Origin of the sequence: Burkholderia sp. LMU1-1-1.1 (assembly GCF_040675865.1) — a bacterium.
Classification (GTDB): Bacteria; Pseudomonadota; Gammaproteobacteria; order Burkholderiales; family Burkholderiaceae_D; genus Rugamonas.
On record NZ_JBEGHG010000025.1, the window covers coordinates 1 to 26,920 of the forward strand.

The following is a 26,920-nucleotide window of genomic DNA, read 5'->3' on the forward strand; positions in this document are numbered from 1 at the left end:
ATCGCGGGCGCGGGAGCGGCCGCAGGCGGCATCTCGCCACGCGCCATCGCGGCGGCGGCGCCGGCGACCACCGCGGGCGGCGTCATGCTGGCGTGGTTGGCTTGCACATGCGCTGCCGCGCGCGCGGGCGGCGCGGCGGCGGCACGGGCGGCGGCCACGGCCGCCGGACGCGATATCCCCGGCGCGCCCGCCGGTTGTCCCTCGGCCCCGCCTACGCCGGGCCGAAAGGCCAGCATGCGCAGCAAGGTCATCGAGAAGCCGGCGTATTCATCCGGCGCCAGGCCCAGTTCATTGCGGCCATGCACGGCGATCTGGTAATACAGTTGCACTTCTTCCGCGTCGAACGCGGCGGCCAGACGCACGACATCGGCGTACTCGGGCAAATCCTCCGGCAACGCGGCCGGCACCGTCTGCGCCAGCGCGATCCGGTGCAACAACGTGCCCAGATCCTGCAGCGCGCCGTTGTAGGACAGGCTGCGCGTGGCCATCTCGTCGGCCACGGCCAGCAGGTCGGCGCCATCCTGCGCCGCCAGCGCGTCGAGCAGGCGGATCAGATAGGACTGGTCGAGCGCGCCGAGCATGCCCTGCACCGCGTCGAGCGTCACCTCGCCGGCCGCATAGGCGATGGCCTGGTCGGTCAGCGACAGCGCGTCGCGCATCGAACCGTGGGCGCCGGCGGCCAGCAGGCGCAAGGCCGGCTGTTCGAAGGCGATGCCCTCCTGCCCCAGTATATTTTCCAGATGGCCGATGATGTGGCCCGGCGGCATCTGCTTCAAATTAAATTGCAGGCAGCGCGACAGCACCGTCACCGGAATCTTTTGCGGATCGGTCGTCGCCAGGATGAACTTGACGTGCTCGGGCGGCTCCTCCAGCGTCTTCAGCATCGAGTTGAAGGCGTGGTTGGTCAGCATGTGCACCTCGTCGATCATATAGACCTTGAAGCGCGCATTGCTCGGCGCATACACCGCCTGCTCCAGCAGCTGCGCCATCTCGTCCACGCCCCGGTTCGATGCCGCGTCCATCTCGATGTAATCGACAAAGCGGCCCGCGTCGATCGCGGTGCACGCCTCGCATACGCCGCAAGGGGTCGGCGTGATGCCGCCGTTGCCGTCCGGGCCGACACAGTTGAGCGACTTGGCCAGGATGCGCGACAAGGTGGTCTTGCCGACACCCCGCGTGCCGGTGAACAGGTAGGCGTGGTGCAGCCGTCCGCTGTGCAGGGCGTGCGTGAGCGCGCGCACGACGTGCTCCTGGCCGACGAGCGTTTCGAAGTTCTTGGGGCGGTATTTACGGGCGAGGACTTGATAGGACATGCTGGATTTTACCGTAGATAGCAGGAGCAAAGGGGCTGCGTTGGGCGCGCCAAAGCGGCAATTGTAACAACTCGGCGCGATAATAGGTACGGCAACAATTCTGCCCTACAATTTGTTTTTGCTTCAATCCGTGAAAAATGAAAAAAATCGCCCTGCTCTCCCTGCTGATGCTGTCCCTGAACCTGCACGCCGCCGAGCGTGAATGGACGCCCTATAAGAAACTGATCGAGGGCTTGCGCCTGGACCGCTTCTACGCGCTGCCGCCGGCCGAGCGCGACAGGATCAACCTGTTCCTCAAGGTACAGCCGGTCAACAAGGCCTACAAACCTTCCGACGTCGTGCTGACGGTCGTCAACGGCAGCGAACGCACGCCGCTGCCGGCGCTCACCCCGGACTTCCGGCTGGCCATCGGCGCCCCCAATCCGCGCTGGATGAACGACGATGTCAAGATCATGACCAGCCTGCCGAAGGAAGACAAGACGGCCGTCAACTATGAAGCCGTGACGCCGCTGCCGGAGGGCTTGCAATGGCCGTACGCGACCGTGATGGGCAGCGTCGGGCAAATGAACAAGGCGATCAAGAAGATGGCCGGCGCGATGAGCCTGTTCGCCCCGAGCGTGGATGTGGTGCTGTTCAAGTTCGACAAGCCGGCGCAGCTGAAGGTGGGCGCCAAGGTCTACAACACCAACGCCAAACACGAGATCGCGCTGAAGCCGGAATCGGACCTGATGAAGGCCAACCCGATGATCGTCGCGTCGGAGCGGCCGTACGAGGCCGAACTGCGCGGCGACTAATCAAGTAAGCCGAGAAATAAAAAAAGCTGCCTGATGGCAGCTTTTTAATATTCCCGAAGGATTCCCGAAGGAGGCGAGCCTGATCTGCGGCACTTATGGTTAATAGCCGTGGCTGCTTCGTTCCCGACCTGACCAGGTTAGCCATGCCACAATGCGCAGGGGCCCGCCAAGATCAATTATACCCTACAGGCCCAACTCCTGCCAAATCTGATCGACACGCGTTTTCACCTCGGGCGTCATGGTGATCGTCGTGCCCCACTCGCGGGTCGTCTCACCGAGCCACTTGTTGGTCGCGTCGATGCCCATCTTGCTGCCCAGGCCACTGACCGGCGAGGCGAAGTCGAGGTAATCGATCGGCGTGTTGTCGACCAAGGTGGTGTCGCGGGTCGGATCGACGCGGGTGGTGATGGCCCAGATCACTTCCTTCCAGTCGCGCACGTTCACGTCCTCGTCCACCACCACGATGAACTTGGTATACATAAACTGGCGCAGGAAGCTCCACACGCCGAACATCACGCGCTTGGCGTGGCCGGCGTACTGCTTCTTGATCTGCACCACCGCCATGCGGTAGCTGCAACCCTCCGGCGGCAGGTAGAAATCGGTGATCTCGGTGAACTGCTTTTGCAGCAGCGGGATGAACACCTCGTTCAGCGCCAGCCCCAGCACGGCCGGCTCGTCCGGCGGCTTGCCTGTATACGTGGAGTGGTAGATCGGATCGCGGCGCATCGTGATGCGGTCGATCGTAAACACCGGGAAGGAATCCTGCTCATTATAGTAGCCGGTGTGGTCGCCATACGGTCCCTCGAGCGCGTGCTCGTAGCCGGACGGGTGGTTCTCGTCGGGATAGATATGGCCTTCGAGCACGATCTCGGCCGACGCCGGCACCCGCAGCTCGCTGCCGATGGCCTTGACCAGCTCGGTGCGGCTGCCGCGCAGCAGGCCGGCGAACTGGTATTCCGACAAGCTGTCGGGCACCGGCGTGACCGCGCCTAATATAGTAGCGGGATCGGCGCCGAGCGCGACACAGATCGGATAAGGCTTGCCCTTGTTCTGTATGGCGTGCTCGCGGAAATCGAGCGCGCCGCCGCGATGCGCCAGCCAGCGCATGATGACCTTGTTCGGCCCCAGCACCTGCTGGCGATAGATGCCCAGATTCTGGCGCTTCTTATTAGGCCCCTTGGTGATCACCAGGCCCCAGGTGATCAACGGCGCGATATCGCCCGGCCAGCAATGTTGAATCGGCAGTTTGGCCAGATCGACATCGGCGCCCTCCCACACGATGTCGTGGCACGGCGCGCCGCGCAATTCCTTCGGCGCCATGTCCCAAACGGCTTTGACCAGGGAGCCCAGGCCCAGCAGGTCCTTGAAATCCTTGGGCGGCTCCGGCTCCTTCAAGCGCGCCAGCACGTGGCCGATTTTGCGCAGCTCGCCGACGTCCTCGGCGCCCATGCCGAGCGCGACCCGGCGCGGCGTGCCGAACAAATTGGTCAACACCGGCATCGCGTGGCCGGTCGGATTTTTGAACAGCAATGCCGGTCCGCCGGCCCGCAATGTGCGGTCGGATACCTCGGTCATCTCTAAATACGGCGAAACAGGCAATAAAATAGGCCTAAGTTCGTCCATTCGTTGCAGCTGAGAAATAAAATCTCGTAAATCTGAATATTTCATCGTTTTTTAATTTTTTCTTGCAGTGAAGCGTACTGTTTAAAAATACAGGTCAAGTAGTTGATTTTATTGGTTTTCCAGCGAACACAAGCAAAAAAGTAAGACTTAAAAGTAATAGCTTTCAATTGCGTTAGTATTGACTTGATATAAAACGGCTTCTACAATTTGCCCTACTTGAAGAGGACACGGTCTCAGGACCACATGGAAGTACATGTTGTTGTTGCTCATTCATTCACGGAGTCGGGGCTCCACATGACATTTTAAGGAGTGTTTTCAAAAGGCGTCTGCCTTACCCCCGAAAGAAGTTGTATTGCGACTGGTCGAATACCACAGGGAAAGATCAGCTCAGGCAAGCAATGACGGCGTCCAACGCGCGCACCCATAGCGGCGACGGACGATGATATTTCTGATGCATGGCATTAGCACCCGGTTAGCTGCGTTCAACGCTGGCAGGGACCCGCTTTTACGGCATTTCAGGGGAACTCTATGATTAATCGCTTCACTAGTGCGTCGGCTGCGGCCCGCACTTTCCTGGCCAGCCAGCCAGCGGCGTCGATGTTTTCGGCCCGCGTATCGGCAAAGGGTGTGTTGACCACCGCCCAGCACACTTTGACCATTCTTGGTGTGACCGCTTTAGTTGTCATGGCAGTATTTTTTGTCCGTCCGGACCTGGCCAAAGCCTTGAGCGACAGCCTGAACCCGGCTCCAGAAGTCCCAGCCGTCGCCGTCGTGGCGCCGCCGCTGTCGGCCCTGATGCAAAATCCAGCCCCCGCTCCCGCAGCCACCGTGGCCAACGCCAAGGATGCACCGCTGAGCGCCGACGAAAAAGCCCTGATGGGCACCCAGAAGCAGCAGCAATGGGTCACCTCGTGGCTGTCCAAGCGTTACCGCGTGGCGGGCGACGCCGCCAACATGCTCGTTTCCACCGCCTACCTGACGGCCCGCGAGATCAAGCTTGATCCGCTGCTGATCCTGGCCGTGATGGCGATCGAATCCGGCCTCAATCCGTTCGCGGAAAGCCCGGTCGGCGCGCAGGGCCTGATGCAGGTCATGTCGAAGATCCACCACGACAAGTTCCAGGAAATGGGCGGCCTGCAAGCGGCGCTCAATCCGGTCGCCAACATCCGCGTCGGCTCGCTGATCCTCAAGGATTACGTCCAGCGCGGCGGTTCGGTCGAAGCCGGCCTGAAAATCTACGTCGGCGCGGCAGCGTTCGAACACGACGACGGCTACGGCTCGAAGGTGATGGCGGAATACAATCGCTTGAAGCAGGTTTCGGCAGGCAAGAAAGTGCCGACGATCACGCCAATGCTGGCGGCCGCCAAGCCGCAGCAGCAGCCTCAGCAGCAAACCGCGCCGATCGCGGCAGCGCCAAGCGCGAACCACGACACGCAAATCGCCGGCCTCTAATATATAGAGGGCGTCGTGAAAAAAGGCCGTTCAGTGCAGACTGAACGGCCTTTTTGTTTGTGGCTTTCGTGGGCGGATGAGCGCAGCGTAATCCGCCAAGCTCCGTCGGCGGCTCACGGGCAAGTGGTCACCTTGGTCTTGACGCCGTCGCGGAAGGGATCGCGGCCCCCGGTGAGTGCATTGTTTTCCTTATACGCGCAGTAAGTGCCGCCACCGGGTGTGCGCACCTTGGTCATTAGCCGGCCGTCGGGTGTGCTCACCTCCTCCATCGTTGTGCCACTGTCGCCGCCGGCATAGGCGCCGCCTATCCTGGCGGCCAGCAAGGTCGTATCGTTGGCGATCCTTTTGTCGCGCGGATTCCAGGCCTCCTTGCGCAGTTGCTTGTCGACCAGCGCGGCGCTTTTCAGCGAGCGTTGCCGCAAGTCCTCGGCCGGCTTGACGGCCGGTTCGGCAAACGGATCGGGCGGCGGCGATATAGTCTGGGTGATCGCTTGCGGCTGCGTCGGAGCGATGGGAGCAGTCTCGATGGGCGACTGGGTCTCCAACCTGGCGTTGTGAGGCTTGGATAACGGCCGCGCGGCGACCTTGGGAGTCGTCGGCGCAGGCGGCGGAAGCCGCTTGATCGGCGCGAGGATATAGGTGATGGCCGCGTGGGGCGTCATGGAAGCCGCCAGAGGCCGCTCAGGCGTCTGCCAGGCGAAGAACGCCAGCACGTGGGCGCCGCCGATCAGCGCCAGCCAGCCGCGCCGTCGCCATGCCTGCGGGCCTTGGGCGGGATAGAGTTCGATAATGCGCCCTCAAAATTAGTCGAATATTAATTAATTCTGCGGGGCAACCTGAGCAAGGTCAACACCAATATAAAAAAAGCCACCACAAGATACCTTGGGTGGCTTTTGACGATACCGGGAGCGGCTTAGCGCTTCTTGTCGGCCGCCACTTCGTCCGGACGCAGGCGCGCGGCCAGCTTGTCCAGCACGCCATTGACGTATTTGTGGCCGTCGATACCGCCGAACGATTTGGTCAATTCCACCGCCTCGTTAATGACGACGCGGTAAGGGATTTCCAGGTTGTTCTTCAGTTCGAACGCGCCGATCAGCAGCACGGCGTGCTCGATCGGGGACAGTTCGGAAATGCCACGGTCGACCAGCGGCGCGAACGTTTCGCGCAGCGCCACGGAATCCTTGATCGCGCCGTACAGCAGCACGGTGAAGTGGTCGCCGTCGGCCTTGTCGAAGCCGTGCGCGCCACGGATGTTGTTCACCACGGTGGCGGCGTCTTCATTGTTCAGCAGCCACTGATACAAACCCTGCAACGCGAACTCGCGTGCGCGGTGACGCGGCGTGCGACTCTTGCTAGGGTTGGCGTGCAAAATTTTATCTGTCATGGTTGTACCTGTTATTAATTACTTGGTGCTATTTCAAAAATGCGGTTTTGCCGGCATGCCCCTCGGGTTGCAGGGGCCGCCGACGGAGCTTGGCCGATTACGCTGCGCTAATCCGCCCTACGTGGTTCCGTGGTTCTTTTGGGTCCGCAGCTTACGTAGTTTACTCCGGTCCTGCGCTGGCTTACTCGTCGTCGCCCTGGTCCTGGCTCAGCTCTTCGAGCGCGATGGTCAGGTTGGCCATCTCGACCGCCACGCGGGCGGCGTCGGCGCCTTTGACGGCCATGCGCGCTTCCGCCTGCTCGTCGTTCTCGGTGGTCAGAATCGCGTTAGCGATAGGAATACCATAATCGAGGCCGATACGGGTGATGCCGGCGCCCGACTCGTTCGACACCAGCTCGAAGTGGTAGGTCTCGCCACGGATGACCGCGCCCAGCGCGATCAGCGCGTCGAACTGCTGCGACTCGGCCATCTTTTGCAGCACCAGCGGCACTTCCAGCGCGCCGGGAACAGCCACGTGCAGCACGTCCTCGTCGGCCACGCCCAGGTGCTTCAGTTCGGCCAGGCACGCGGACAGCAAGCCGTGGCAGACGTCCTCGTTAAAACGCGCCTGGACGATGCCAACGCGCAAACCGTCGCCGGACAAATTGGTTTCGTAGCTTCCTACCGTCATGATGGACCTCTTTAATATGTGTGTTGTTAGTTCGGTTTGGCCAGGTAGCCGGTCACTTCAAGATCGAAGCCTGTCATCGACGGCATCTTGCGCGGGCTGGCCAGCAGCTGCATCTTGCAGACGCCGACTTCCTTCAAAATTTGCGCGCCGATGCCGTAGCTGCGCAGGTCCATGCTGGCCGCGCGGCCTTTCGGTTTGGTCTCCGGCTTGTCGAGCGCCTGGAACTGCGCGAAGAACTGCTCGGCCGTCTCCTCGCAATTGAGCAGCACGATCACGCCGCGCTCGGCGGCCTTGACCGCCGCCAGCGACGACGACAGATTCCACGAGTGGGTGGTCGCCTCGGATTCCAGGATGTCGAGGATGGATACCGGCTGGTGCACGCGCACCAGGGTTTCCTTGCTCTTCTCGATCTGGCCGTGCACCAGCGCCAGGTGGGCCGAGCCGCTCGGCTTGTCGCGGTAGGCGATCATGCGGAACTCGCCCTGCGCCGTCTTCAACTGGCGCTCGCCGATCTGCTCGACCAGCGACTCGTTGCGGCTGCGATAGTGGATCAGGTCGGCGATGGTGCCGATCTTCAGATTGTGTTCCCTGGCGAATTCCAGCAGATCCGGCAGGCGCGCCATCGTGCCGTCGTCCTTCATGATCTCGCAGATCACCGAGGCCGGGGTCAGGCCCGCCATCGCGGTCAGGTCGCAACCGGCTTCGGTATGGCCCGCGCGCATCAGCACGCCGCCCTTTTGCGCCTTCAGCGGGAAGATGTGGCCCGGCTGGACGATATCCGTCGGCAGCGTGTCCTTGGCCACGGCCACCTGGATGGTCTTGGCGCGGTCAGCGGCCGAGATACCGGTGGTCACGCCTTCGGCGGCCTCGATCGACACGGTGAAATTGGTACCGAAGGCGGTGCCGTTACGGGTCGACATCATCGACAGGTTCAACTGGTCGCAGCGCTCTTCGGTCAGGGTCAGGCAGACCAGGCCGCGCGCGTGCTTGACCATGAAATTGATGGCTTCCGGCGTGACGAAATCCGCCGCGAGCACCAGGTCACCTTCGTTTTCCCGGTCTTCTTCATCGACCAGGATCACCATGCGGCCAGCGCGCAATTCGGCGACGATTTCTTCGGTGCTGGAAATTGACATTTTTAATCCTTGGGAACTATGCGAGAACAGGCCGCTATTTTAAAGGATTTACGCCTTCCCTACCGTAAACAGCCGCTTTTATCCGGCAAAAGACCGACTTACCGGCCCCCGACCTTTACATATTGCAAACATTACCGACTGGTAAGGCATGCGGCATGCAGGAGGGCCTTACAATCGGAACCTGAATCAAAATCAACCTGGAGACTTTCGGATGGGGCAAGTGGCGCGACAAAACCCGGCCTTGGCGGCAAAACTACTGGTTTCGCTTGCCTTGGGCGCCATGGCCGTGCCGCTGCATGCGCAAGACGGGCCGCCGATCACCCCCTACCGTCCATCGGTATCGAGCCCGGCGCAGTTGCCGGCGCCCGGCCAACTGGAACTCGAACTCGGCGGCTTGAGCACGAAAACCGACGACGACCGGCGCACCAGCTTACCGTACACTTTCAAGCTGGGGTTCAACGAACAATGGGGCGTGGTGATCGGCGGCGAAGGCTACGTCTCCTCGCGCGTCGACGGCGATCCGCGCCAGCGCGGCATCGGCGATACGACGTTGGAGCTGAAGCGCGCCTTCCTCGTCGACGACGGCACAGCCTTCGGTCTGGAAATGGCCGTAAAACTGCCGACAGCCAAGGACGCCATCGGCAGCGGCCGCAGCGACTACATCCTCAACGGCATCTACAGCCAGGACATGGGCATCGTCCACATGGACGCCAATCTGAACGCGACACGGCTGGGGGCCTACGAAGCCGGCAGTGGAAGGATTCAGAAAGGATGGTCGGCCTCGTTCTCCGCTCCCGTGTCGGAAAAATGGGGCGTCACCACGGAACTGTCGGGGACGCGCCGCAGCGGCCAGGCCAACACCGCGCAACTGTTGCTGGCCGCCTCCTATAGTCCGACCAAGCGCCTTACCATCGATTGGGGTGTCGCCAGGGGACTGACGTCAGCCTCCCCGGATTGGTCGCTGTTCAGCGGCATTGTGCTACCACTGGCCAAGCTCTGGTAGCGGCATTAACCACTTAAGGCATGGTCGCGGCGCCGATCGACACCATGCGCTCGACATAGCGGGCGATCAGGTCGATTTCCAGGTTGACCTGCTTGCCGACGCTCAGGTGCTTCAGGGTCGTCACGGCGATGGTGTGGGGAATCAGGTTGATCGAGAACTGGCATACCAGATCCGCGCCGGTGCCGATGTCGGTCACGCGGTTGACCGTCAGCGACACGCCGTTGACCACGATCGAGCCCTTGAACGCCAGGAACTTGGCCAAGTGGTGCGGCGCCTCGACGACCAGCTCCCACGACTCGCCCACCGCCTCGAACTTGCGCACCACGCCGAGGCCGTCGACGTGGCCCGTCACCAGATGGCCGCCGAGGCGCTCGCTCAGGGTCACGGCCTTTTCCAGGTTCACTTCGGTCAGGGTGTCGAGGCCGACGGTGCAATTGAGGCTCTCGCGCGAAACGTCGACGCTGAAATTGGTGTCATCCTTTGCGATCACGGTCATGCAGGCGCCGTTGAGGGCGATCGAGTCGCCCAGCGCGACGTCGGCCAGCGGCAAGCCGCCCGCGTTGACGTTCAGGCGTACGCCCGCGAACGAGCCGCCTTCCAAAGGTTTGACCGATTCAATTTTGCCGACAGCGGCGACGATTCCAGTAAACATGTGAGTGCAATCTTAAAGATGGGTGAATCGTGCAAGGATACGCAAATCTTCGCCGATCTGCTTAACCTCGTGAAATTTTAGCCGCTGCTGCAGCGACAGGTCGGTCAGCGCCGGCAGCGCGAACATGCCCTGCGCGTCGCCGATCAGGCTCGGCGCCAGGTACAGCAGCAGCTCGTCGACGCAGCCCTCGCGGATCAGCGAGCCATTGAGCTTGCCGCCCGCCTCGACATGCAATTCATTGATCTGCCGGCGGCCCAGCTCGCGCATCAGTTCCGGCAAGTCCACCTTGCCGGCGGCGTTGGGCAGCATGATGACCTCGGCGCCGACGGCGCGCAACGCCGCCTCCTTCTCCGGATTGGCGACCGCCGCCACGATCCAGGTACCGCCGCCCTCCAGTATCTTGGCGGACAGGCTGATATCGAGCTTGCTGTCGACCACGATGCGGCGCGGCTGGCGCGGCGTCTCGACCGCCCGCACCGTCAACTGCGGATCGTCGGCCTTGACGGTGCCGATGCCGGTCAGGATGGCGCAGGCGCGCGCGCGCCACGCGTGGCCGTCGGCGCGCGCTTCCGGCCCGGTGATCCACTGGCTCACGCCGTTGTGCAGCGCCGTCATGCCGTCCAGGCTGGCGGCGCTCTTCATGCGCACCCACGGCAGGCCGCGCGTCATGCGCGAGAAAAAGCCGATGTTCAATTCATAGGCCTGCTCGGCCAGCAGGCCGGTGCTGGTTTCGATGCCGGCGGCGCGCAACTTCGCCAGGCCCTGCCCGGCGACCAGCGGATTCGGGTCTTCCATCGCCGCCACCACGCGGCCGAGGCCGGCGCGCACCAGCGCGTCCGAGCATGGCGGCGTGCGGCCAAAGTGGTTGCACGGTTCCAGGGTGACATAGGCGGTGGCGCCGCGCACGTCGTGGCCGCGCGCCTGCGCATCCTTGAGCGCCTGGATTTCCGCATGGTCGCCGCCGGCCTGCTGCGTCACACCGGCGCCGATGACCTGTCCGTCGCGCACGATCACGCAGCCGATGTGCGGATTGGGCGAGGTGGTGTACAGCCCCTTCGCGGCCCATTCCAGGGCCAGGGTCATGCCTTCGAGATCGTTGCTGATGTTCACATTGTCCTTGGTCGTTGACTGCGCCCGCGACAATTGCGGACTTCGCCATTATAAGCAAACGGAAATCGCGGTGCTGGCGTGACCACACCCCGACCATCGGCAGAAGGATAAATCAAGCTGCGTACCAGCTTTGATGACGCTCCAGCCCTTCGACGCGGGTCAGCCCCGATTGCGTCGATGGCTGTATTATCCATCAAGGCGCTTCCAGCCAAATAGCGATGAACGGTCCCACCAGAGAAGAGTTTAATGCAAAACTGGAAACCATCGAAACAAGGATGGATGCCAGGGTTGCGTCCATCGAACGCCTGATCGCGGAAGCGATCGCCTCCTCCCATGAGACGCGTAGCGATATCAAGAACCTGAAATGGACGATGATCGCGACGGCCATCGCCACGGTGCTGGGTATCGCGGCGTTCAACGCGACAGTACTGTCGAATATGGTGGCGTCATTTGAATCCGGCAAGAATACGGCCGCCGCCCAGGCCGAGGTCCAGAAGCATTCCGAGGAGACCGCCGCGTTCCTCAAGCAAATACGCGAAGATCTCGATGCGAGACGCGCCGAGATGCGTTAAACATCACGGCGGAGCAGACCACCTCTCAACCGATGCATCAGTCATTGACACCGCCGCAATTGACACGGTCGGTGGCCGGATTGCATACGCGTAGTCGGCCCAGCATATTGATTTTGATGTTGCGCGCATCGTCGCCTCGCGCCAGCGACAGCGTGCCCCAGCGCGCTGACAGGCTGTTACTGGCATTACAACTGCGTCCCGCGCCGTTGTAGGCGAGGTAGAGCGGCGTTCCGCCGGATGAGAAGGCGGAGACGACCGTCATCCCGTCCGGCAGCGGGCCATGTTGGAAGAGGCGCTGCTCGCCTGCGTCCGGCCGGCGGTTGCCATTGTCATCGACGAACACCACCCAGCCCTTGGCCCAGTCCCTGCCGCTCGGCTCCAGCGGTCCCAGCATGACCGGACCGCCGCGCGCGATCGCATGCGAGCGGGTCAGGTCGATGGCAGCGACCAGGTCATTGACGGCGACACGCAACTGCTGTCGCTTCATCACGTCGTGATAGGCGGGCGCGGCGGCGCCGAGCAGTATGCCGGCCAGCACCAGCACCACTAGCAATTCCACCAGCGACACTCCGACGTTGTTCCGCTCCATGGCCGCCCCGCTCATCGCCAGCACTCGGCGCGCGTGCCTTTCGACAGCCGCTCGCCGATGCTGGTGAGCGTCATTTCGCGGCACTCGTCATCACGATAGTCGGGGTCCACCATGCCGGTGCCCGCCGTGGCGACCAATTGCACGCATTGCTCGATCGGCTCGTCGTCGCAGGCCTTGCCTTCGATCTCGTAGCCGCTGTCCGGCGCGCGGCTGCCGCTCCACCACTGAAACTGGCGTTCCTCGTAACCTGTCGAACTGGAGGAAAACGCGATGTATGTGCCTTGTTGCGTGAAATAGCGTTCCTGCTGCAACATCAACTTCAGCAGCATCGCCTGCGCCTCGTTGCGGCGGGTGCTGATCACATGCCGCTGCCACGCGGGCATGGCGGCAGCGGCCAGGACGGCCAGGATCACCATCACGATCAGCATTTCGATCATGCTGAAGCCGGCATGCGCGCGGCGGCTCATTTGACGGCCTCGTGCAGTTGACGCCAATTGCCCACCTCGCGCCAACTCAGACGCCCGGCGCGCAACTGCACTTTGACGCGGCCAACGGTCACGCTTCCCCATGGAGTGACGTTGACAACAGCCAGCTCTTTGAGCAGGTGCGTACGGCCGGTTGGATCGCGCGGCGTCCTGCTGGCCCCGACCGGAAGCAGAGACGGCGTCGCCCTGTAGTCGTCCGATATTTGCCCGACAAGCGGCTGCTCGGTGGACGGCGGTGTCGGCAGTCTTGCAACGGCGCTATCCTTGGTTAGACCGGTGAGCACATTGAACGCATAGGTGCGGCTGCGGGCTTTGTCGCAGGGATCGCTACCCGGCAGCAGCGTATTGAAAAAGACCTCGCCACCAGCCAGCACGCCGCTATCGATGCTGCGCTCACCCGTTGTCTCCGCTTGCAAGAAATCGACATACCAGCCCATGCTGTCGAATTCCATTTTGGCGCCGCTTAAGCTGAACGGCGCCGCACCGGCACTACCACTCAGTACGCGCCGCGTCAGCTGGCTGCGGCTGGTGATGACCTCGGCGGGATCTCGCAGACTGTCGCGGATCGCGTAATAGGACTGCGGCGCGAAACTGGCCGAGGTGCGGTCGGCTTTTTCGATCAACTTGCCGGTCCCGAACAAGACAAGATAGCCGCCGCCGTCGGCATACGCCAGCAAGGGCTGCTGGGTGATCGGCTGGCGCTTGCCGCTATCGTCGCGCGCGACAAACAGCGGTGTGCCGCCTGCGCCGGGGCCGACCGCGCCGGCCCAAGGCGCGCCGCCGCCGAAATCGAAGCGCCACAGGTTGCCCTGCAAGTCGCCGGCATAGCCGTAGCGCAACGCGCCGGTGCGGTCGGCCACCAGCACCGGTGCGTTGAGCGCGTTGGCCAGCGCGGCATCGGCAATCGGCGTTGTGAGCCGATAGTAGTTGACGTTGAGCTGCCAGGCGGCGCCGCGCGGCTTGTCAAGCGCCAACAGGAACAAGGCGCCTTTGCCCGTCGGGCTGGCGTTGCCGTCCGCTGCGTAATTGTTCAACCCGCTGGCGACGACCGCGAAATGCTTATAGATCGGCATGCCCGCGACAGTACGCGTTAGTAATTTGGCGATCTGCGGCCGGGTGGTGACGTTGCCCATCAGCGCGTCGTCGCGGTCGGTGAATTCCCACAGCACGCCGCCGGCGTCGGCAAAGCGCAGCGGGTCGGTAATGTCCAGCGCGAAAACGCCTTGTGCTCCGCCGCCCATGCCGGAGATCAGGACAGTCTTGTTGCCGCCATTGATCATCGCCTCGCCGGCGCTGGCGGGCCCGTCGACATAAGCCTGGTGGACATAATCCGGACTGGACAGACGGTTCAACGTGGCGACCAGCGCGCTCGGCACATAGGCGAATAGTTCGTTGCCATCGGCGGCGTTGAAGGCGTGCAGCATGCCGTCATTGGCGCCGATATAGATGACGTTGGGCCGCGTGCCTGGCCCCGCGCCGGAGGCCGGCCCCACATACACCGGCGTGCTGTTGACGGAATCACCCAGCACGCTACTGCGGTTGTGGAAGAGAGCGCCTTCCTGCGAGCGATCGCCGCGAAGAAAAGCCAGTCGTTGCTCGCCTAGTGCATCGGCGCCGGGAGTGGCCGGCGGCGGCGCCTGATCCAATTGCTGCCGCTGCTCGGTCGACAGGGCGCTCCATTCGAAAGGGATCATCTCCAACGCGCCGTCGGGCTGCACGATGGCCGTGAAGATCTTGCGTGCGGCCGGGGCCGGCGAAGGCGGACGCGCGCCGTCACCCGTCAGCAGCACGCCGGCGTCCCACATCGCCGTTGGCGCGTACGAAGATCCCGCGCCAATGGGCGACAAGACGTAGCGGGAAAAGTGTCCGCCCCAGTCGGCCTTGTTCATACTCGCCTGAAACAAGTCACCGGCACTGGCGCTTGCCGGCGGCGGCGCCACACGCAGCAAGGAGGCGCCGTCGAACTCGTCAGCGCCGGCTGGCGGCGTGGCGACGCGGCACGCCGCCGTCAGCGGCTCGCTGGCGATCTCGAGCGCGGGCGGAAAAGCGTACGCGCAAGAGGCAATCATGACGGCTAGCATCGCCAGCCCTTTCAGGGTTCCCATCAACCAGCGCCGACCGTTCATCGCAAACATACGCCCTCCTTACTCAGGCTTGCTGAACACGCTTTGCAACACCACCTCGGTCGCCGGTTTCGCGCCGAAGCCGATCGCCGTCACCCGATAGCAATAGCTGGGCGTGGCGGCGGCCGACGCATCCTCCCCCGGATGGTGGCACTCGGCACGCTCGATCAGGTAACGCGGCTTCTTAAACGGTGCAAAGCCTTGCCCGGTCGGCATCGACGCTCCGGTCGCCGCGCCGTACGCGACCGTGCAGCCGCCATCCACGGCGCCGGACAGGTCGACCCGCTGCCACACCGGCGCCTCGCCGCAGGCCGGATCGACGACCTCGCCGCCGCCCGCCTGAATGTCACGTTCCGCATCCGCCAACGCATCCTCCGCCGCCTGAAACGCCACTTCCCGATCGCGCTCGCCACGCGCGGCCTTCTCGCCCTGCAAACTCAGCTGCGCCGCCGACACCCCCAACAGCATCACCAAGATCAGCATGAGCAAGCACACCAGCAACGCCACGCCGCGCTCTTGCCGCAGCGCCTTGCGAACCCTCAGGCGCGCCGCCATGTCAACCGCTCCTGTTGCGCAGCGCGACCGTCATGCCGAACACCCGCCGCGCCCGCCATCGCTGCGATTCCGGGAATATTCCCTCCGCGATCCGCACGCCCAAGTCGTCGCCATGGCCTTCGGAGTAGGCCGGGCCGAACAGATCGAACCGGCGTACCACCGTGTCGGCACGCGTGTTGTTCTCGCCATGCAGAAGCAACGCAAGCTTCACGCTGCAGACGCGCTTCCAGTGGGTCTTGCGATGCAAATCGCGCTGAAGTTCCTCCGCCGTGGCGCCAACCAGCGCCAGCCCCGCGTCCATGCTGTTGATCGCGGTCGCGTTGACAAACGTATTGGGTATGCCATCGGCCGGATCGTCGCTGTCGAGTCCGTACAGCACCTGAAAGGAATCGACGCCACGCACGATGGCATCCGCGCCCCAGCCCGCCGCGCTGCGATATTTGCAGCGCAGTTCCGGCTCGCCACCGGCATCGGCGGCGACGTAAAAGATACTCCAGCCGCGCTCGATCACGGCCGATGGCGCGCCCACGCCGAAGCCGGCGCAGTTGAGGCTGGAGCCGTCGCCGTTCGCGCCCTCGCCATGTCCGGAGAAGCGCAGCGCCAGCACATCGCTGCCGTTGGCCACGTCCGGCTCGACGCCGGAGATACCGTCGCTGGCCTTGCTGATGCTACTGGCGTCGAGCCCGGCGATAGCCGCCGGCTCGTGCGCGGCCAACTCGGCCGGTGCCTCCTTGCTATCCCAGTTGACATAAGCGCCCTGCCGTATCGCCTGCGAAATAATCTCCAACGCGTAGCGGCCGCCATCGTTGATCCACATGTTCTCGCTGTGGTTGCGGTAGCCGCCGCTGGTTGCCAACAATAATCCACTCGCCAGCAAGGTCAGCACGAGTCCCAGGCCGGTGGCGATGACCAGTTCGATGATGGTCCAGCCCCGCTGGCGCGCCGGCTTCATGGCGCCCCCACGGTCAAGGCCACACCGGGCACGTACTCGCCGGCCTCGTCCTTGCGCGGCGTGCCATCCGGATTCTTGCCCCGCCAACCGACCTTGACCACCAAAGGCGCGCCGGCGCCACCGCTGCACGCCCAGCGCAGCTTGCCGCCCGACCACAAGCCGGCATCGCGGCAGACCACCGCGCGGCCCGCCGGCAAGTTCTCGCGCATCAGCGCCTTCATCTCATACAGATCGAACGCGGCCAGTTGGGCACCGTCGCAATCGCCGCCATAGCACAGCGCAGCCGGCGCCGGCGGATTGGGCTCGGCCAGCACGTCGTAATCGAAGGTGAGATAGAGGTTGGCGCCATCGGGCAGGCGCATCTGCTCGGGATTGGCGCGCATGCGTTCGGCCATGCCGACGGCCAGCCACGACGCCTGTGCCAGCAAGGTCGACTGATGCCGGGCGCGCAGCGCCGCCAGTTGCATCGACACACCGCCGACAATGCCCAGCGCCAGCACGAGCACGGCGATCATCACCTCGACCAAAGTAAAGCCGGCAACAGCACGGGCCGTGAGCATGCACACCTCCGCAAGTCGATAGGGACTATGCTACACGGTAGCAGCGGCTAATGGCCGAGGTATGAGGTGGATCAAGGGTGCGCTAGCAGGATGCTAGCTTTTGCGCGGCTTGCGGTCCTGTCCGACTTCGGCGATGGCGTCCTGGAACTCGGCCAGATCCTCGAAGTTTTTATACACCGATGCGAAGCGGATATACGCGATCTTGTCGAGGCGCTGCAACTCCTGCATCACCAGCTCGCCGATGTAGCCGGTGTCGACTTCGCGCTTGCCACTGGTGAGCAATTTTTCTTCGATCGACAAAATGGCCGCGTCAACGGCGGGCGCCGCCACGGGGCGCTTGCGCAGGGCCAGGGTCAGGCTGCCGCGCAACTTGGCGGCCGAATACTCGGTGCGGCTGCCGTTCTTCTTGACCACGTACGGCATGACCAGCTCGATGCGCTCATACGTGGTAAATCGTTTATCGCATTTGCCGCAACGTCGGCGCCGGCGAATGGAATCCCCTTCCTCGGATACACGCGTATCGAGAACCTGGGTATCGTCATGCTGGCAGAACGGACATTTCATATGAGCCATGGGCAAACTTACATTGAACTACTTAACGGGACGCCAGCCAAGCCGGCGTCCCGCGATACTACTTACAGCAAAACCGCAAATTACTTGGCGTAGACCGGATATTTATCGGCCAGCACCTTCACCGCCGCTTTGACGCGCTCGATGGTGGCGGCGTCGTGCGGGTTGTCCAGCACGTCGGCGATCAGGTTGCCGACTTCTTCCGCTTCCGCTTCCTTGAAACCGCGCGTGGTCATCGCCGGGCTGCCCAGACGGATGCCGGAAGTCACGAATGGCTTCTGCGGATCGTTCGGGATGCCGTTCTTGTTGGTGGTGATGTGCGCGGTGCCCAGGATAGCCTCGGCTTCCTTGCCGGTCAGGTTCTTCGGACGCAGGTCCACCAGCATCACGTGCGACTCGGTGCCGCCCGACACGATGCGCAGGCCGCGCTTGATCAGGGTCTTGGCCAGCACGTCGGCGTTCTTGACGACTTGTTGCTGGTAGGCCTTGAACTCTGGCGTCAGCGCTTCCTTGAAGGCGACGGCCTTGCCGGCGATCACGTGCATCAGCGGACCACCCTGGATGCCGGGGAAGATGGCCGAGTTGATGATCTTCTCGTGCTCGGCCTTCATCAGGATGATGCCGCCGCGCGGGCCGCGCAGCGATTTGTGCGTGGTCGAAGTGACGAAGTCGGCGTGCGGCACCGGGTTCGGATACAGGCCGGCGGCGATCAGGCCGGCGTAGTGCGCCATGTCGACCATGAAGTAGGCGCCCACGGCCTTGGCGACGGCGGCGAAACGCTCGAAGTCGATTTTCTTGGAGAAGGCCGACGCGCCGGCGATGATCAGCTTAGGCTTGTGTTCCTTGGCCAGCGCTTCCATGGCGGCGTAGTCGATGTCCTCTTCCGGGGTCAGGCCGTAGGAAACGACGTTGAACCATTTGCCGGACATGTTCAGCGGCATGCCGTGGGTCAGGTGGCCGCCTTCGGCCAGCGACATGCCCATGATGGTGTCGCCCGGCTTCAGCACGGCGAAGAACACGCCCTGGTTGGCCTGCGAACCCGAGTTCGGCTGCACGTTGGCCGCTTCCGCGCCGAACAGTTGCTTGACGCGGTCGATCGCCAGTTGCTCGACGACGTCGACGTATTCGCAGCCACCGTAGTAGCGCTTGCCTGGATAGCCTTCGGCATATTTATTGGTCAGCTGCGAGCCTTGCGCTTCCATCACGGCCGGCGAGGTGTAGTTCTCCGACGCGATCAGCTCGATGTGGTCGTGCTGGCGGGTGTTTTCTTTTTGGATGGCGCCGAACAATTCCGGGTCAACGCTGGCGAGGGTGTGATCTTTTGCGAACATGAAAAACTCCAATCGAATGAGTAACTGTATGACTTGGCAGGCTGGATCGAATGAGGGACGCCGATAGCGGACAGGCAGCCTCTTTCGTGCTTTCCATCGATGGGCTGCCCAGGCGAACGGCTATTGAAATCTCACGTTTCCCGGTGGATGCCCACCTTTCGCCGACGGATCGACGCACCATTTTGGGGCCGACCGCAGCTTTTCGCCAGTTACGTGAGACGTAATGGAACCCGGATTGTAATTTATGCGCCAGATTTGAGCAAGGAAGTGATTGCTCAAAGATTAAGCATTTGGATAACCCGCAACCCGGCGCGCACCCGGCTCGTACGGTGACGCCGAGTCCCCTCGGTGTACGCCCCACCGCTCTCATCGGCCCGGCGTTGGGTTTTAGGCTACAATTTTGACACCATCCCACACCAACCAAGGACAAACATGATCGTCTTCATCACTGGCGCCACCGCCGGCTTCGGCGCCGCCATGGCCCGCACTTTCGTTCAAAACGGCCACAAGGTGCTGATCAGCGGACGCCGCGAGGACCGCCTGCAAACCCTGTCGGCCGAGTTGGGCGACGCCGTGCTGCCGGTGGTGCTGGACGTCACCGACAAGGCCTCGATCAAGGCCGCGCTGGACGGCCTGCCGGCCGAATGGAAGCAGATCGACGTACTGATTAATAACGCCGGCCTGGCGCTGGGCGTCACCCCGGCGCACGAATCGTCGCTCGACGACTGGGACACGATGATCGCCACCAACTGCAGCGGCCTGGTCGCCATGACCCGCGCGATCCTGCCGGACATGGTCAAGCGCGGCAGCGGCACGGTCATCAATCTCGGCTCGGTGGCCGGCGCATACCCGTATCCAGGCGGCAATGTCTATGGCGCCACCAAGGCATTTGTCGAGCAGTTCACGCTTAATCTGCGCGCGGACCTGGTCGGCACGGGCGTGCGCGCGACCAATCTGGCGCCTGGGCTGTGCGGCGGCACCGAATTCTCGAACGTGCGCATGAAGGGCGACGACGAAGCGGCCGCCAAGGTGTACGAAGGCACGACGCCGCTGACGGCCGAGGACATCGCCAACACCGCGTTCTGGATCGCCACGCTGCCACCACACATCAATATCAACCGCATCGAGATGATGCCGACGTGCCAAGGCTTCAGTCCGTTCACCATCAAGCGCAACCAGTAAACCCCAAGTTTAGAGGGTCGTACCCCGTACGGGGTACGACCCCGGCGGTCCCTCGCCGTGCGGGGTAAAGCGCGCGTATGCCCAACCCCGCAATTCGTAAGCGGTTGTTACAATCCTTGGCAAGTTGCCTGTAAACCGCTTAACTGTCACCAGTGCAATCTTTGCGCCCCGAGTTGAAAACCCGCACAAGTGGCGGGATGGACGTGGATTCGCCCGTCTAACCTTCAACCAAAAGAACAAAATCGCGTAGAATGTTGCTCAATCCCACTTGCAATCATCACAACATGCCAGCAGAGTTCATCTGGAACGTCCGGGTCTACTACGAAGACACCGACGCCGGCGGTATCGTCTATTACGCGAACTATCTGAAGTTCTTCGAGCGCGCCCGCACCGAGTGGCTGCGCCAGCTCAATGTGAGCCAGCACGCTTTATTGCTGGAGCACGACGCTATGTTTGTCGTCAAAAGCGTCAGCGCGGAGTATCATGCGCCTGCTAAGCTTGACGACGTAATAAAATTGACACTTAGTATCGAAAAATTAGGACGCGCCTCGATCTCCTTTGTCCAGGAGGCATGGTGCGGCGAGCAACTGCTGAACTCGGCGCGGGTCAAGGTCGGCTGCGTCGATTCGACGCTGCGCCCCCGCGCCGTGCCGCCAGCGGTCGCGGACAAAATGCGCAGCACCACCAACATCACCAAAACAGACTGATCAGACTGATAAACAATGAACGTCACCCAAGACCTCTCTTTCCTGTCCCTCATCACCAACGCGCACCTGATCGTGCAGCTGATCATGGCGTTGTTGTTCATCATCTCGCTGACCAGCTGGACCTACATCTTCAGTAAATTGTTCGCGGTGCGCTCGGCGCGCCGCCTGACGATCGACTTCGAAAAAACCTTCTGGGCCGGCGGCAACCTGCACGCGTTGCACCAGAACGCCGGCAAGGACCGCGCCACCAGCGGCCCGCTGGCGCGCATCTTCGAAGCCGGCATGGGCGAGTTCATCAAGAGCAAGGCCGCCTACGCCGCCAGCCGCGAAACGATCGACCACGGCGCCATCCTCGACGGCGCGCGCCGCGCCATGCGCGCCGCCTTCCAGCGCGAGATGGACGTGCTCGAATCGCACCTGGCCTTCCTGGCCTCGGTCGGCTCGGTGTCGCCGTACATCGGTCTGCTGGGCACCGTCTGGGGCATCATGAACGCCTTCCGCGGCCTGGCCAACGTGCAGCAGGCCACGCTGGCCGCCGTCGCGCCCGGCATCGCCGAAGCGCTGATCGCCACCGCCATCGGCCTGTTCGCGGCGATTCCGGCGGTCGTCGCCTACAACCGCTTCTCGCACGACATCGACCGTCTGGCGATCCGCTTCGAAAGTTTCGTCGAAGAGTTCTCCAACATCCTGCAACGTCAATCGCGTTAAGAAGGCAGAGAGACCATGGCTTCCTCTTTCTCCAGCAGCATGCGCGGCGGTCGCGGCCGCAAGTTCAAGTCCGAGATCAACGTCGTGCCGTACATCGACGTCATGCTGGTTCTGCTGATCATTTTCATGGTCATGCCGTCGGCCACCGATCCGAGCATCGTCGACCTGCCGAACGCTGAAAAATCGACCAAGCCGCCAAGCGACTACGTGCAAATCGTCATCAAGCCGAACGGCGCGCTGTCGATCGGCGTCAAGGGCAAAGGCGAGGACGCGCCCGAAACGGCGCCCAACCGCGACGCGCTGGTCAAGAAACTGCGCGCGCTGCACGCCGACCATCCCGACTATCCGGTACTGATCGCCGGCGACAAGGAAAGCAAGTACGACGACGTGATCCAGCTGATCTCGGAAGCGAAGAAGATGGGCATCAACCGGGTCGGCTTGTCCACCAAATAACTAGTGCAGACGATGAAACCCGCAACCGCAAGCGGTCCGTACAAGGTTCCGCGACATAACGAAGGCTGGCGCTCCGTGGTGCTGGCCGTGGCGATGCACGCGGTGTTGCTGCTGTTCCTGTGGGTCGGCGTGAGCTGGCAGAACAATGAGCCGACCGAAGTGCAGGCCGAAATCTGGGACATGAAGGTGCAGGACGCCGCGCCGCCCGCCCCTACCCCCGAGCCCGCGCCGGAACCGGAGCCGGAGCCCGAACCGACGCCCGTGATCAAGACGCCGCCGCCACCGCCGGTGGAGGCGCCGCCCGCGCCGAAGGAACCGGACATCGCCCTCGAACGCCTGAAGGCCAAGAAGAAACTCGAAGAGAAGAAGCTGGCCGAAGCCAAGGAAGCCAAGCTGAAGCAGGAAGCCGAAGAGAAGCAAGCCAAGCTGGAAGCGAAGAAGCTGGCTGACAAGAAACTCGCCGAGCAAAAGCTGAAGGAAGAGAAAGAACAGGCCGAGAAGGACAAGAAGGAACTGGCCGAGAAGGAAAAAGACAAGAAAAAGGCAGCCGCCGAAAAACTGGCCAAGGAAAAAGCCGAGAAGGCCGCCAAGGACAAGGCGTTCGCGGCGGAAATGAGCCGCATCACGGGTTCGGCCGCCAAGGGCTCGACCGGCACGGCCGCGCAATCGACCGGCGGCCGCGCCGACGGCGGTTACAAGGCGGCCATCGTTGCCAAGATCAGGAGCAACCTGGTCTACGGCACGATCGACGACAGCCTGAGCGCCACCTACCAGATCACCCAACTGCCGTCCGGTGAGATCATCGGCGTGCGCAAGGTGAAAAGTAGCGGCTCGGCCGCCTACGACAACGCCATTGAAAACGCGATTGCCAAATCGTCACCGCTACCAAAGAAGAAAGATGGTACGGTAGAGCGCGACATTACAGCCGACTTCAACATGAAGGATATGCATTGATATGAAAAAACTGACCCTCCTTTACGCCGGCCTGACCATCGCCGCCACCATGGGCAGCGCCCAGGCGCAGATGCGCATCGAAATTTCCGGCGTCGGCAGCAACCAGATCCCGGTCGCCGTGGCCGGCTTCGCCAACGAAGGCGTGTCGCCGCAAAAAATCTCGGAGATCATCAAGGCCGACCTCGAGCGCAGCGGCGCCTTCAAAGTGATCGACGCCGGCGTCATCACCGACGTCAACAACATCGACTACGGCGCCTGGAAAGCCAAGGGCGCCGACGCGCTCGTCGTCGGCACCGTCGACGCGCTGGCCGACGGCCGCTACGACGTGCGCTACAAGCTGCTCGACACCGTCAAGCAAGCCAAGATCTCCAATTTGGACAAGGCTGTGACCGCGCAGTTCACCCGCCTGTCGGCCCACCTGATCGCCGACGACGTCTACTTCAAGCTGACCGGCATCCGTGGCGCCTTCTCCACCCGCATCTCCTACGTCAAGCAGGAAGGCCGCAACTACCAGCTGCTGGTGGCCGACGCCGACGGCGAAGGCGAACAACTGGCGCTGCGCTCGAACGAGCCGATCATCTCGCCATCGTGGTCGCCGGACGGCACCAAGGTCGCCTACGTCTCGTTCGAACAGAAAAAGCCGGTGGTCTACGTGCAAAACCTGGTCACCCGCGCCCGCACCGTGGTCGCCAACGAAAAAGGCAGCAACTCGGCCCCATCGTGGTCGCCTGCCGGCAACAAGCTGGCCGTGGCGCTGTCGAAGGACGGCCACACCCAAGTCTACACGGTCAACACCGACGGCAGCGGACTGCGCCGCGTCTCCAACAGCAACGGCATCGACACCGAGCCGCAATTCTCGGCCGACGGCCAGAGCATCTACTTCACCAGCGACCGCAGCGGCGGCCCGCAGATCTACCGCATGAGCGCCGACGGCGGCGAAGCCAAGCGCGTGACCTTCAGCGGCACGTATAACACCAGCCCGCGCATCTCGTCGGACGGCAAGACCCTGGCCTACATCTCGCGTCGCGACGGCAACTTCCAGCTGTACGTGCTGGACCTGGCCAGCGGCCAGGAGCAGCGCCTGTCGGACACCACCAGCGACGAATCGCCGAGCTTCGCCCCCAACGGCAAATACATCATGTACGCCACGACAGCAGGCGGCCGCAAATCGCTGGCCGTGGTGTCCGTCGACGGACGTGTAAAGCAACGCCTGACCACGCAGGCGGGCAATATCAAGGAGCCCACCTGGGGTCCGTTCATGCAGTAAATAAATCTGGTCTTTAATATTACTAGGAGAATCAAATGCGTAAACTCAGCAGCTTAGCTTTCATCATCACCACCGCCGCCATCCTGTCCGCCTGCTCGACCCCGGTCAAAGTGTCGGAGCCGGCACCTGTCGTCGAGCGTCCAGCCGACAAGGCCGCGCCGTCGCAATCGGACACCCGCACCGTCGCCCCGGTTGAAACCAAATCGCTGGACCCGCTGGACGATCCAAAAGGCGTGCTGGCCAACCGTAGCATCTACTTCGACCTGGACAGCTATGTCGTGCGCGCCGACGGCAAGCCGGTGGTGGAAAACCACTCGGCCTACCTGGCCAAGAACAAATCGCGCTCGATCCTGATCCAAGGCAACACCGACGAACGCGGCAGCTCCGAGTACAACCTGGCGCTGGGCCAGAAGCGCGCCGAAGCCGTGCGTAAAGCGATGACCACGCTGGGCGTGCCGGAATCGCAGATCGAAGCGGTCTCGCTGGGCAAAGAGAAGCCAAAAGCGACCGGTTCGAACGAAGAGGCATGGGCCCAGAACCGTCGTGCCGACATCGTCTACAAGTAATCGAAAGCACTACCCTTTTGCCGGGTCACAGGCATAATACGGGGCGGCGCGCGGTATTCATCCGCGCCCTGCCCCGTTTCCATTTTGATTTGCTGAAAGCGCCCGACATGAAGAAACTCACCAAATCCGGCCTCGCCGCCGCCCTGCTGGCCGCGCTGACCTGGCTGCCGATGCAAGCCCACGCCGGCCTGTTCGACGACGACGAAGCCCGTAAAGCCCTGCTCGACCTGCGCGCCAAGGTCGAAGCGATGCGCATCGAAATGAACGCGCGCCTGGACACCAAGTCCGACAAGTCCAGCGCGCTGGACCTGGTCACGCAGAACGAAAACACGATGCAGGAGCTCAACAAGCTGCGCGGCCAGATCGAAGTGCTGCAAAACGAGCTGTCGAACGCGCAAAAGCGCCAGAAGGACTTCTACGTCGACCTCGACGCGCGTCTGCGCAAGCTCGAGCCGCGCGAAGTGACGGTGGACGGCAAGGCCGCCCAGGTCGATCCTAACGAGCAGAAGAACTACGACGCCGCCATGGAACTGTTCAAGGCCGGCGACTACAAGGCGGCGGGCACGGCCCTATCCGACTTCGTGCGCCAGTTCCCCGCGTCCGTGTACACGCCTAACGCGCAGTACTGGCTCGGCAATGCCTTCTACGCCCAGCGCGACTGCAAGAGCGCCATCAACGCCCAATTGCAGGTGCTGAAGAACTATCCGGACAGCCCGAAGGCGCCGGACGCCATGCTCAACATCGCCAGCTGCCAGACCGAGCTGAAGGACAAGGCCGCCAAGAAGACGCTGCAGGATCTGATCAAGCAATATCCGGAGTCCTCGGCCGCCGTCACGGCGAAACAGCGCCTCGGCGGCAAATAATGTCCTGAGGGCATTTGACAGGTTGGGCCGATACCCCCTATAATCTCGCTTCTTCGGGGGTCGTTAGCTCAGCTGGTAGAGCAGCGGACTTTTAATCCGTTGGTCGCAGGTTCGAATCCCGCACGGCCTACCACCGAAGCACCCTTGGGTCGTTAGCTCAGCTGGTAGAGCAGCGGACTTTTAATCCGTTGGTCGCAGGTTCGAATCCCGCACGGCCTACCAAGATTCTCAAGCGAAAACGCCAACCTTAACCGGTTGGCTTTTTTGTTTTCTGGTCCATTTTTGGTCCACTACCTCAGCCTGCAACTAGCTAGCAGCCAGTTTACTTCGTATAGCAGCGCTCAGGCTTCCTCCCAAGTCCACCTTTGCGACGAGCATCAACTCCTCGTGATATCGTTATTTAGTTAGATCTTGCAAGTTTACGGCATCCTCAAAACCAAAGCCAAGCATCCTACCTATCAGCAAGTACCGGAAATCATCGATCTTGGAACGCGCCTCAACAACTCTTTCCGCTAGATCTGCACCCGAAACCACGCCAATGGCGAAAAGCATGCTGTTTCGAATGTCCGGATCAACCGCCTTGAGAGATATTGGAGACCGGCGCGACTCGGACGTATACACGACGGTACAGGGTCGGCAGAAGCTGCCATAAAAATTAGTTTCATTGCGCCGCTTCATTTGAGCCACTCCAAACAATGCTAGGAACATATCAGCTTGAACGAGTTCAGTGAACGGCGTGTGTTCCGTCGAACATCTCTCCCTGAGCATGTCTGCCGTTAAACATGCCCTGTTGAGGCGTAATCGATTGTTGCGGTGTTCATCCATTGATGAAATGTATGAATCGAACGCAACGATACTCTCGGTCTTTAGCCCATTATGATCAGCGGCACCCCACAAGTGTGATATTTGGTGAGTTTTGCAAATAGACAAGATGTTATGCTACCGATACGCACCCCGCGCAGGTAGGGCTATGACAAGCATCACCGCAGCTCTGCCAAGCATTGCCAAAAAGATATTAGATCCGCAGTAGAACAGGAGAACAAATTTGAGTTCGGCAGCACAAATAAATGACGGAAGCCACTCGGCCGTCAGTGCAGCACTAGGGTTTTATTATCAATCATTATATGGGCTTCTATCTATCTTAAGAGCACAACATGATGATGCTGCGGTGTGCCTGGAGCGCCTCGACGACGTTGAGATCCTCACCAACGGACAATCAGGTAATCCCCCCATTAATGATGCGCACCAGAAGTAGAGGCTATGCGGCGAGGGCCAATTTCTGAATCGGCGTAATGCCGCCGAGTGCCATGTGTGGCCGGTCGTGATTGTATGTCCATAACCAGCGC

30 protein-coding genes, 2 tRNA genes, 1 other RNA gene and 1 riboswitch are annotated in these 26,920 nt (G+C 62.2%); of the genes, 14 read left to right on the forward strand and 19 right to left on the reverse strand.

Annotated features, from left to right (window positions below):
- The coding region (gene dnaX / locus MRBLMU1_RS21065) for a DNA polymerase III subunit gamma/tau (RefSeq protein ID WP_363505266.1) at positions 1–1,313 on the reverse strand (1,313 nt) is incomplete at its 3' end.
- A gap of 137 nt (positions 1,314–1,450) precedes the next feature.
- Between dnaX and MRBLMU1_RS21070 the strand changes: the two genes are divergently transcribed.
- Positions 1,451–2,107: a hypothetical protein gene (locus MRBLMU1_RS21070; protein WP_363505269.1), complete on the forward strand. Its 657-nt coding sequence runs from the start codon at positions 1,451–1,453 to the stop codon at positions 2,105–2,107.
- 69 nt (positions 2,108–2,176) lie between these two features.
- On the opposite strand, the gene ffs is transcribed toward MRBLMU1_RS21070, so the two are convergent.
- Positions 2,177–2,275: signal recognition particle sRNA small type (gene ffs, locus MRBLMU1_RS21075), an RNA gene on the reverse strand.
- Positions 2,276–2,290: 15 nt separating this feature from the next.
- On the reverse strand, positions 2,291–3,775 hold the full coding sequence (ubiD, locus tag MRBLMU1_RS21080; protein ID WP_363505272.1) for a 4-hydroxy-3-polyprenylbenzoate decarboxylase: 1,485 nt from the start codon (positions 3,773–3,775) through the stop codon (positions 2,291–2,293).
- Between the two features lie 483 nt (positions 3,776–4,258).
- On the opposite strand from ubiD, the gene MRBLMU1_RS21085 reads away from it, so the two are divergent.
- A complete protein-coding gene (locus tag MRBLMU1_RS21085; RefSeq protein WP_414646103.1) occupies positions 4,259–5,182 on the forward strand; it encodes a transglycosylase SLT domain-containing protein in 924 nt (307 codons plus the stop codon).
- Positions 5,183–5,295: 113 nt separating this feature from the next.
- Here the strand turns inward: MRBLMU1_RS21085 and MRBLMU1_RS21090 are convergent, their stop codons facing one another.
- The 4 genes from MRBLMU1_RS21090 to ribBA all read right to left on the reverse strand — a co-directional run bounded on the left by MRBLMU1_RS21090 (position 5,296) and on the right by ribBA (position 8,372).
- On the reverse strand, positions 5,296–5,844 hold the full coding sequence (locus MRBLMU1_RS21090; RefSeq protein ID WP_363505275.1) for a hypothetical protein: 549 nt from the start codon (positions 5,842–5,844) through the stop codon (positions 5,296–5,298).
- Positions 5,845–6,095: 251 nt separating this feature from the next.
- Positions 6,096–6,566, reverse strand: a complete 471-nt coding sequence (gene nusB / locus MRBLMU1_RS21095) for a transcription antitermination factor NusB (protein WP_090327247.1) — start codon at positions 6,564–6,566, stop codon at positions 6,096–6,098.
- A 181-nt stretch (positions 6,567–6,747) separates the two neighbouring features.
- A complete protein-coding gene (gene ribH, locus MRBLMU1_RS21100; protein ID WP_363505278.1) occupies positions 6,748–7,236 on the reverse strand; it encodes a 6,7-dimethyl-8-ribityllumazine synthase in 489 nt (162 codons plus the stop codon).
- A gap of 26 nt (positions 7,237–7,262) precedes the next feature.
- Positions 7,263–8,372 (reverse strand): bifunctional 3,4-dihydroxy-2-butanone-4-phosphate synthase/GTP cyclohydrolase II, encoded by a 1,110-nt coding sequence (gene ribBA, locus MRBLMU1_RS21105; protein ID WP_363505281.1) that lies wholly within the window; start codon positions 8,370–8,372, stop codon positions 7,263–7,265.
- 220 nt (positions 8,373–8,592) lie between these two features.
- Between ribBA and MRBLMU1_RS21110 the strand changes: the two genes are divergently transcribed.
- A complete protein-coding gene (locus MRBLMU1_RS21110) occupies positions 8,593–9,375 on the forward strand; it encodes a transporter (protein WP_363505284.1) in 783 nt (260 codons plus the stop codon).
- Positions 9,376–9,388: 13 nt separating this feature from the next.
- On the opposite strand, the gene MRBLMU1_RS21115 is transcribed toward MRBLMU1_RS21110, so the two are convergent.
- Positions 9,389–10,027: a riboflavin synthase gene (locus MRBLMU1_RS21115; protein ID WP_363505287.1), complete on the reverse strand. Its 639-nt coding sequence runs from the start codon at positions 10,025–10,027 to the stop codon at positions 9,389–9,391.
- Between the two features lie 12 nt (positions 10,028–10,039).
- Positions 10,040–11,137, reverse strand: coding sequence for a bifunctional diaminohydroxyphosphoribosylaminopyrimidine deaminase/5-amino-6-(5-phosphoribosylamino)uracil reductase RibD (gene ribD, locus MRBLMU1_RS21120; protein ID WP_363505290.1), 1,098 nt, complete (start codon positions 11,135–11,137; stop codon positions 10,040–10,042).
- 218 nt (positions 11,138–11,355) lie between these two features.
- On the opposite strand from ribD, the gene MRBLMU1_RS21125 reads away from it, so the two are divergent.
- Positions 11,356–11,709 carry a hypothetical protein gene (locus tag MRBLMU1_RS21125; protein ID WP_363505293.1) on the forward strand — a complete coding sequence of 118 codons (354 nt, stop codon included), beginning with the start codon at positions 11,356–11,358 and terminating at the stop codon, positions 11,707–11,709.
- 37 nt (positions 11,710–11,746) lie between these two features.
- Here the strand turns inward: MRBLMU1_RS21125 and MRBLMU1_RS21130 are convergent, their stop codons facing one another.
- From MRBLMU1_RS21130 to glyA, 8 genes are all read right to left on the reverse strand, one after another.
- Entirely contained in the window at positions 11,747–12,298 is a 552-nt protein-coding gene (locus tag MRBLMU1_RS21130) for a GspH/FimT family protein (RefSeq protein ID WP_363505296.1), read from the reverse strand.
- A gap of 11 nt (positions 12,299–12,309) precedes the next feature.
- A complete protein-coding gene (locus tag MRBLMU1_RS21135; protein WP_363505299.1) occupies positions 12,310–12,765 on the reverse strand; it encodes a type IV pilin protein in 456 nt (151 codons plus the stop codon).
- Positions 12,762–14,918 carry a pilus assembly protein gene (locus MRBLMU1_RS21140; RefSeq protein ID WP_363505302.1) on the reverse strand — a complete coding sequence of 719 codons (2,157 nt, stop codon included), beginning with the start codon at positions 14,916–14,918 and terminating at the stop codon, positions 12,762–12,764. Before MRBLMU1_RS21140 ends, MRBLMU1_RS21135 begins: the two co-directional genes overlap by 4 nt.
- 9 nt (positions 14,919–14,927) lie before the next feature.
- Positions 14,928–15,461, reverse strand: coding sequence for a pilus assembly PilX family protein (locus tag MRBLMU1_RS21145; protein ID WP_363505305.1), 534 nt, complete (start codon positions 15,459–15,461; stop codon positions 14,928–14,930).
- A gap of 1 nt (position 15,462) precedes the next feature.
- Positions 15,463–16,413: a PilW family protein gene (locus MRBLMU1_RS21150; RefSeq protein WP_363505308.1), complete on the reverse strand. Its 951-nt coding sequence runs from the start codon at positions 16,411–16,413 to the stop codon at positions 15,463–15,465.
- A complete protein-coding gene (gene pilV / locus MRBLMU1_RS21155; RefSeq protein ID WP_363505311.1) occupies positions 16,410–16,973 on the reverse strand; it encodes a type IV pilus modification protein PilV in 564 nt (187 codons plus the stop codon). The genes MRBLMU1_RS21150 and pilV overlap by 4 nt, the downstream gene beginning before the upstream one ends.
- Positions 16,974–17,066: 93 nt before the next feature.
- On the reverse strand, positions 17,067–17,537 hold the full coding sequence (nrdR, locus tag MRBLMU1_RS21160; RefSeq protein ID WP_363505343.1) for a transcriptional regulator NrdR: 471 nt from the start codon (positions 17,535–17,537) through the stop codon (positions 17,067–17,069).
- Between the two features lie 89 nt (positions 17,538–17,626).
- On the reverse strand, positions 17,627–18,874 hold the full coding sequence (gene glyA, locus MRBLMU1_RS21165) for a serine hydroxymethyltransferase (RefSeq protein ID WP_363505314.1): 1,248 nt from the start codon (positions 18,872–18,874) through the stop codon (positions 17,627–17,629).
- Positions 18,875–18,973: 99 nt separating this feature from the next.
- A riboswitch (ZMP/ZTP riboswitch) is annotated at positions 18,974–19,097 on the reverse strand.
- Between the two features lie 209 nt (positions 19,098–19,306).
- On the opposite strand from glyA, the gene MRBLMU1_RS21170 reads away from it, so the two are divergent.
- The 10 genes from MRBLMU1_RS21170 (at position 19,307) to MRBLMU1_RS21215 (ending at position 25,796) form a co-directional block, all read left to right on the forward strand.
- Complete coding sequence (locus MRBLMU1_RS21170) at positions 19,307–20,056, forward strand: SDR family oxidoreductase (protein ID WP_363505317.1); 750 nt, start codon at positions 19,307–19,309, stop codon at positions 20,054–20,056.
- Positions 20,057–20,340: 284 nt separating this feature from the next.
- Positions 20,341–20,763, forward strand: coding sequence for a tol-pal system-associated acyl-CoA thioesterase (ybgC, locus tag MRBLMU1_RS21175; RefSeq protein ID WP_363505319.1), 423 nt, complete (start codon positions 20,341–20,343; stop codon positions 20,761–20,763).
- A gap of 15 nt (positions 20,764–20,778) precedes the next feature.
- Positions 20,779–21,471: a protein TolQ gene (gene tolQ, locus MRBLMU1_RS21180; RefSeq protein ID WP_363505322.1), complete on the forward strand. Its 693-nt coding sequence runs from the start codon at positions 20,779–20,781 to the stop codon at positions 21,469–21,471.
- A gap of 15 nt (positions 21,472–21,486) precedes the next feature.
- Positions 21,487–21,924: an ExbD/TolR family protein gene (locus MRBLMU1_RS21185; RefSeq protein ID WP_363505325.1), complete on the forward strand. Its 438-nt coding sequence runs from the start codon at positions 21,487–21,489 to the stop codon at positions 21,922–21,924.
- Between the two features lie 12 nt (positions 21,925–21,936).
- Positions 21,937–22,878 (forward strand): cell envelope integrity protein TolA, encoded by a 942-nt coding sequence (gene tolA / locus MRBLMU1_RS21190; RefSeq protein ID WP_363505328.1) that lies wholly within the window; start codon positions 21,937–21,939, stop codon positions 22,876–22,878.
- Position 22,879: 1 nt separating this feature from the next.
- Positions 22,880–24,145, forward strand: a complete 1,266-nt coding sequence (tolB, locus tag MRBLMU1_RS21195; RefSeq protein WP_363505331.1) for a Tol-Pal system beta propeller repeat protein TolB — start codon at positions 22,880–22,882, stop codon at positions 24,143–24,145.
- A gap of 35 nt (positions 24,146–24,180) precedes the next feature.
- Positions 24,181–24,711, forward strand: coding sequence for a peptidoglycan-associated lipoprotein Pal (gene pal / locus MRBLMU1_RS21200; RefSeq protein WP_315221039.1), 531 nt, complete (start codon positions 24,181–24,183; stop codon positions 24,709–24,711).
- Positions 24,712–24,818: 107 nt separating this feature from the next.
- A complete protein-coding gene (gene ybgF, locus MRBLMU1_RS21205) occupies positions 24,819–25,574 on the forward strand; it encodes a tol-pal system protein YbgF (protein WP_363505334.1) in 756 nt (251 codons plus the stop codon).
- A 57-nt stretch (positions 25,575–25,631) separates the two neighbouring features.
- A tRNA-Lys gene (locus tag MRBLMU1_RS21210) sits at positions 25,632–25,707 on the forward strand.
- 13 nt (positions 25,708–25,720) lie between these two features.
- A tRNA-Lys gene (locus MRBLMU1_RS21215) sits at positions 25,721–25,796 on the forward strand.
- Positions 25,797–25,970: 174 nt separating this feature from the next.
- On the opposite strand, the gene MRBLMU1_RS21220 is transcribed toward MRBLMU1_RS21215, so the two are convergent.
- The gene (locus tag MRBLMU1_RS21220) at positions 25,971–26,399 is read right to left on the reverse strand and encodes a hypothetical protein (RefSeq protein WP_363505337.1); all 429 of its coding nucleotides are present in this window, start codon (positions 26,397–26,399) and stop codon (positions 25,971–25,973) included.
- A 433-nt stretch (positions 26,400–26,832) separates the two neighbouring features.
- Positions 26,833–26,920, reverse strand: an 88-nt coding sequence (locus tag MRBLMU1_RS21225) for an integrase core domain-containing protein (RefSeq protein ID WP_161051113.1), incomplete at its 5' end; no start/stop codon positions are given.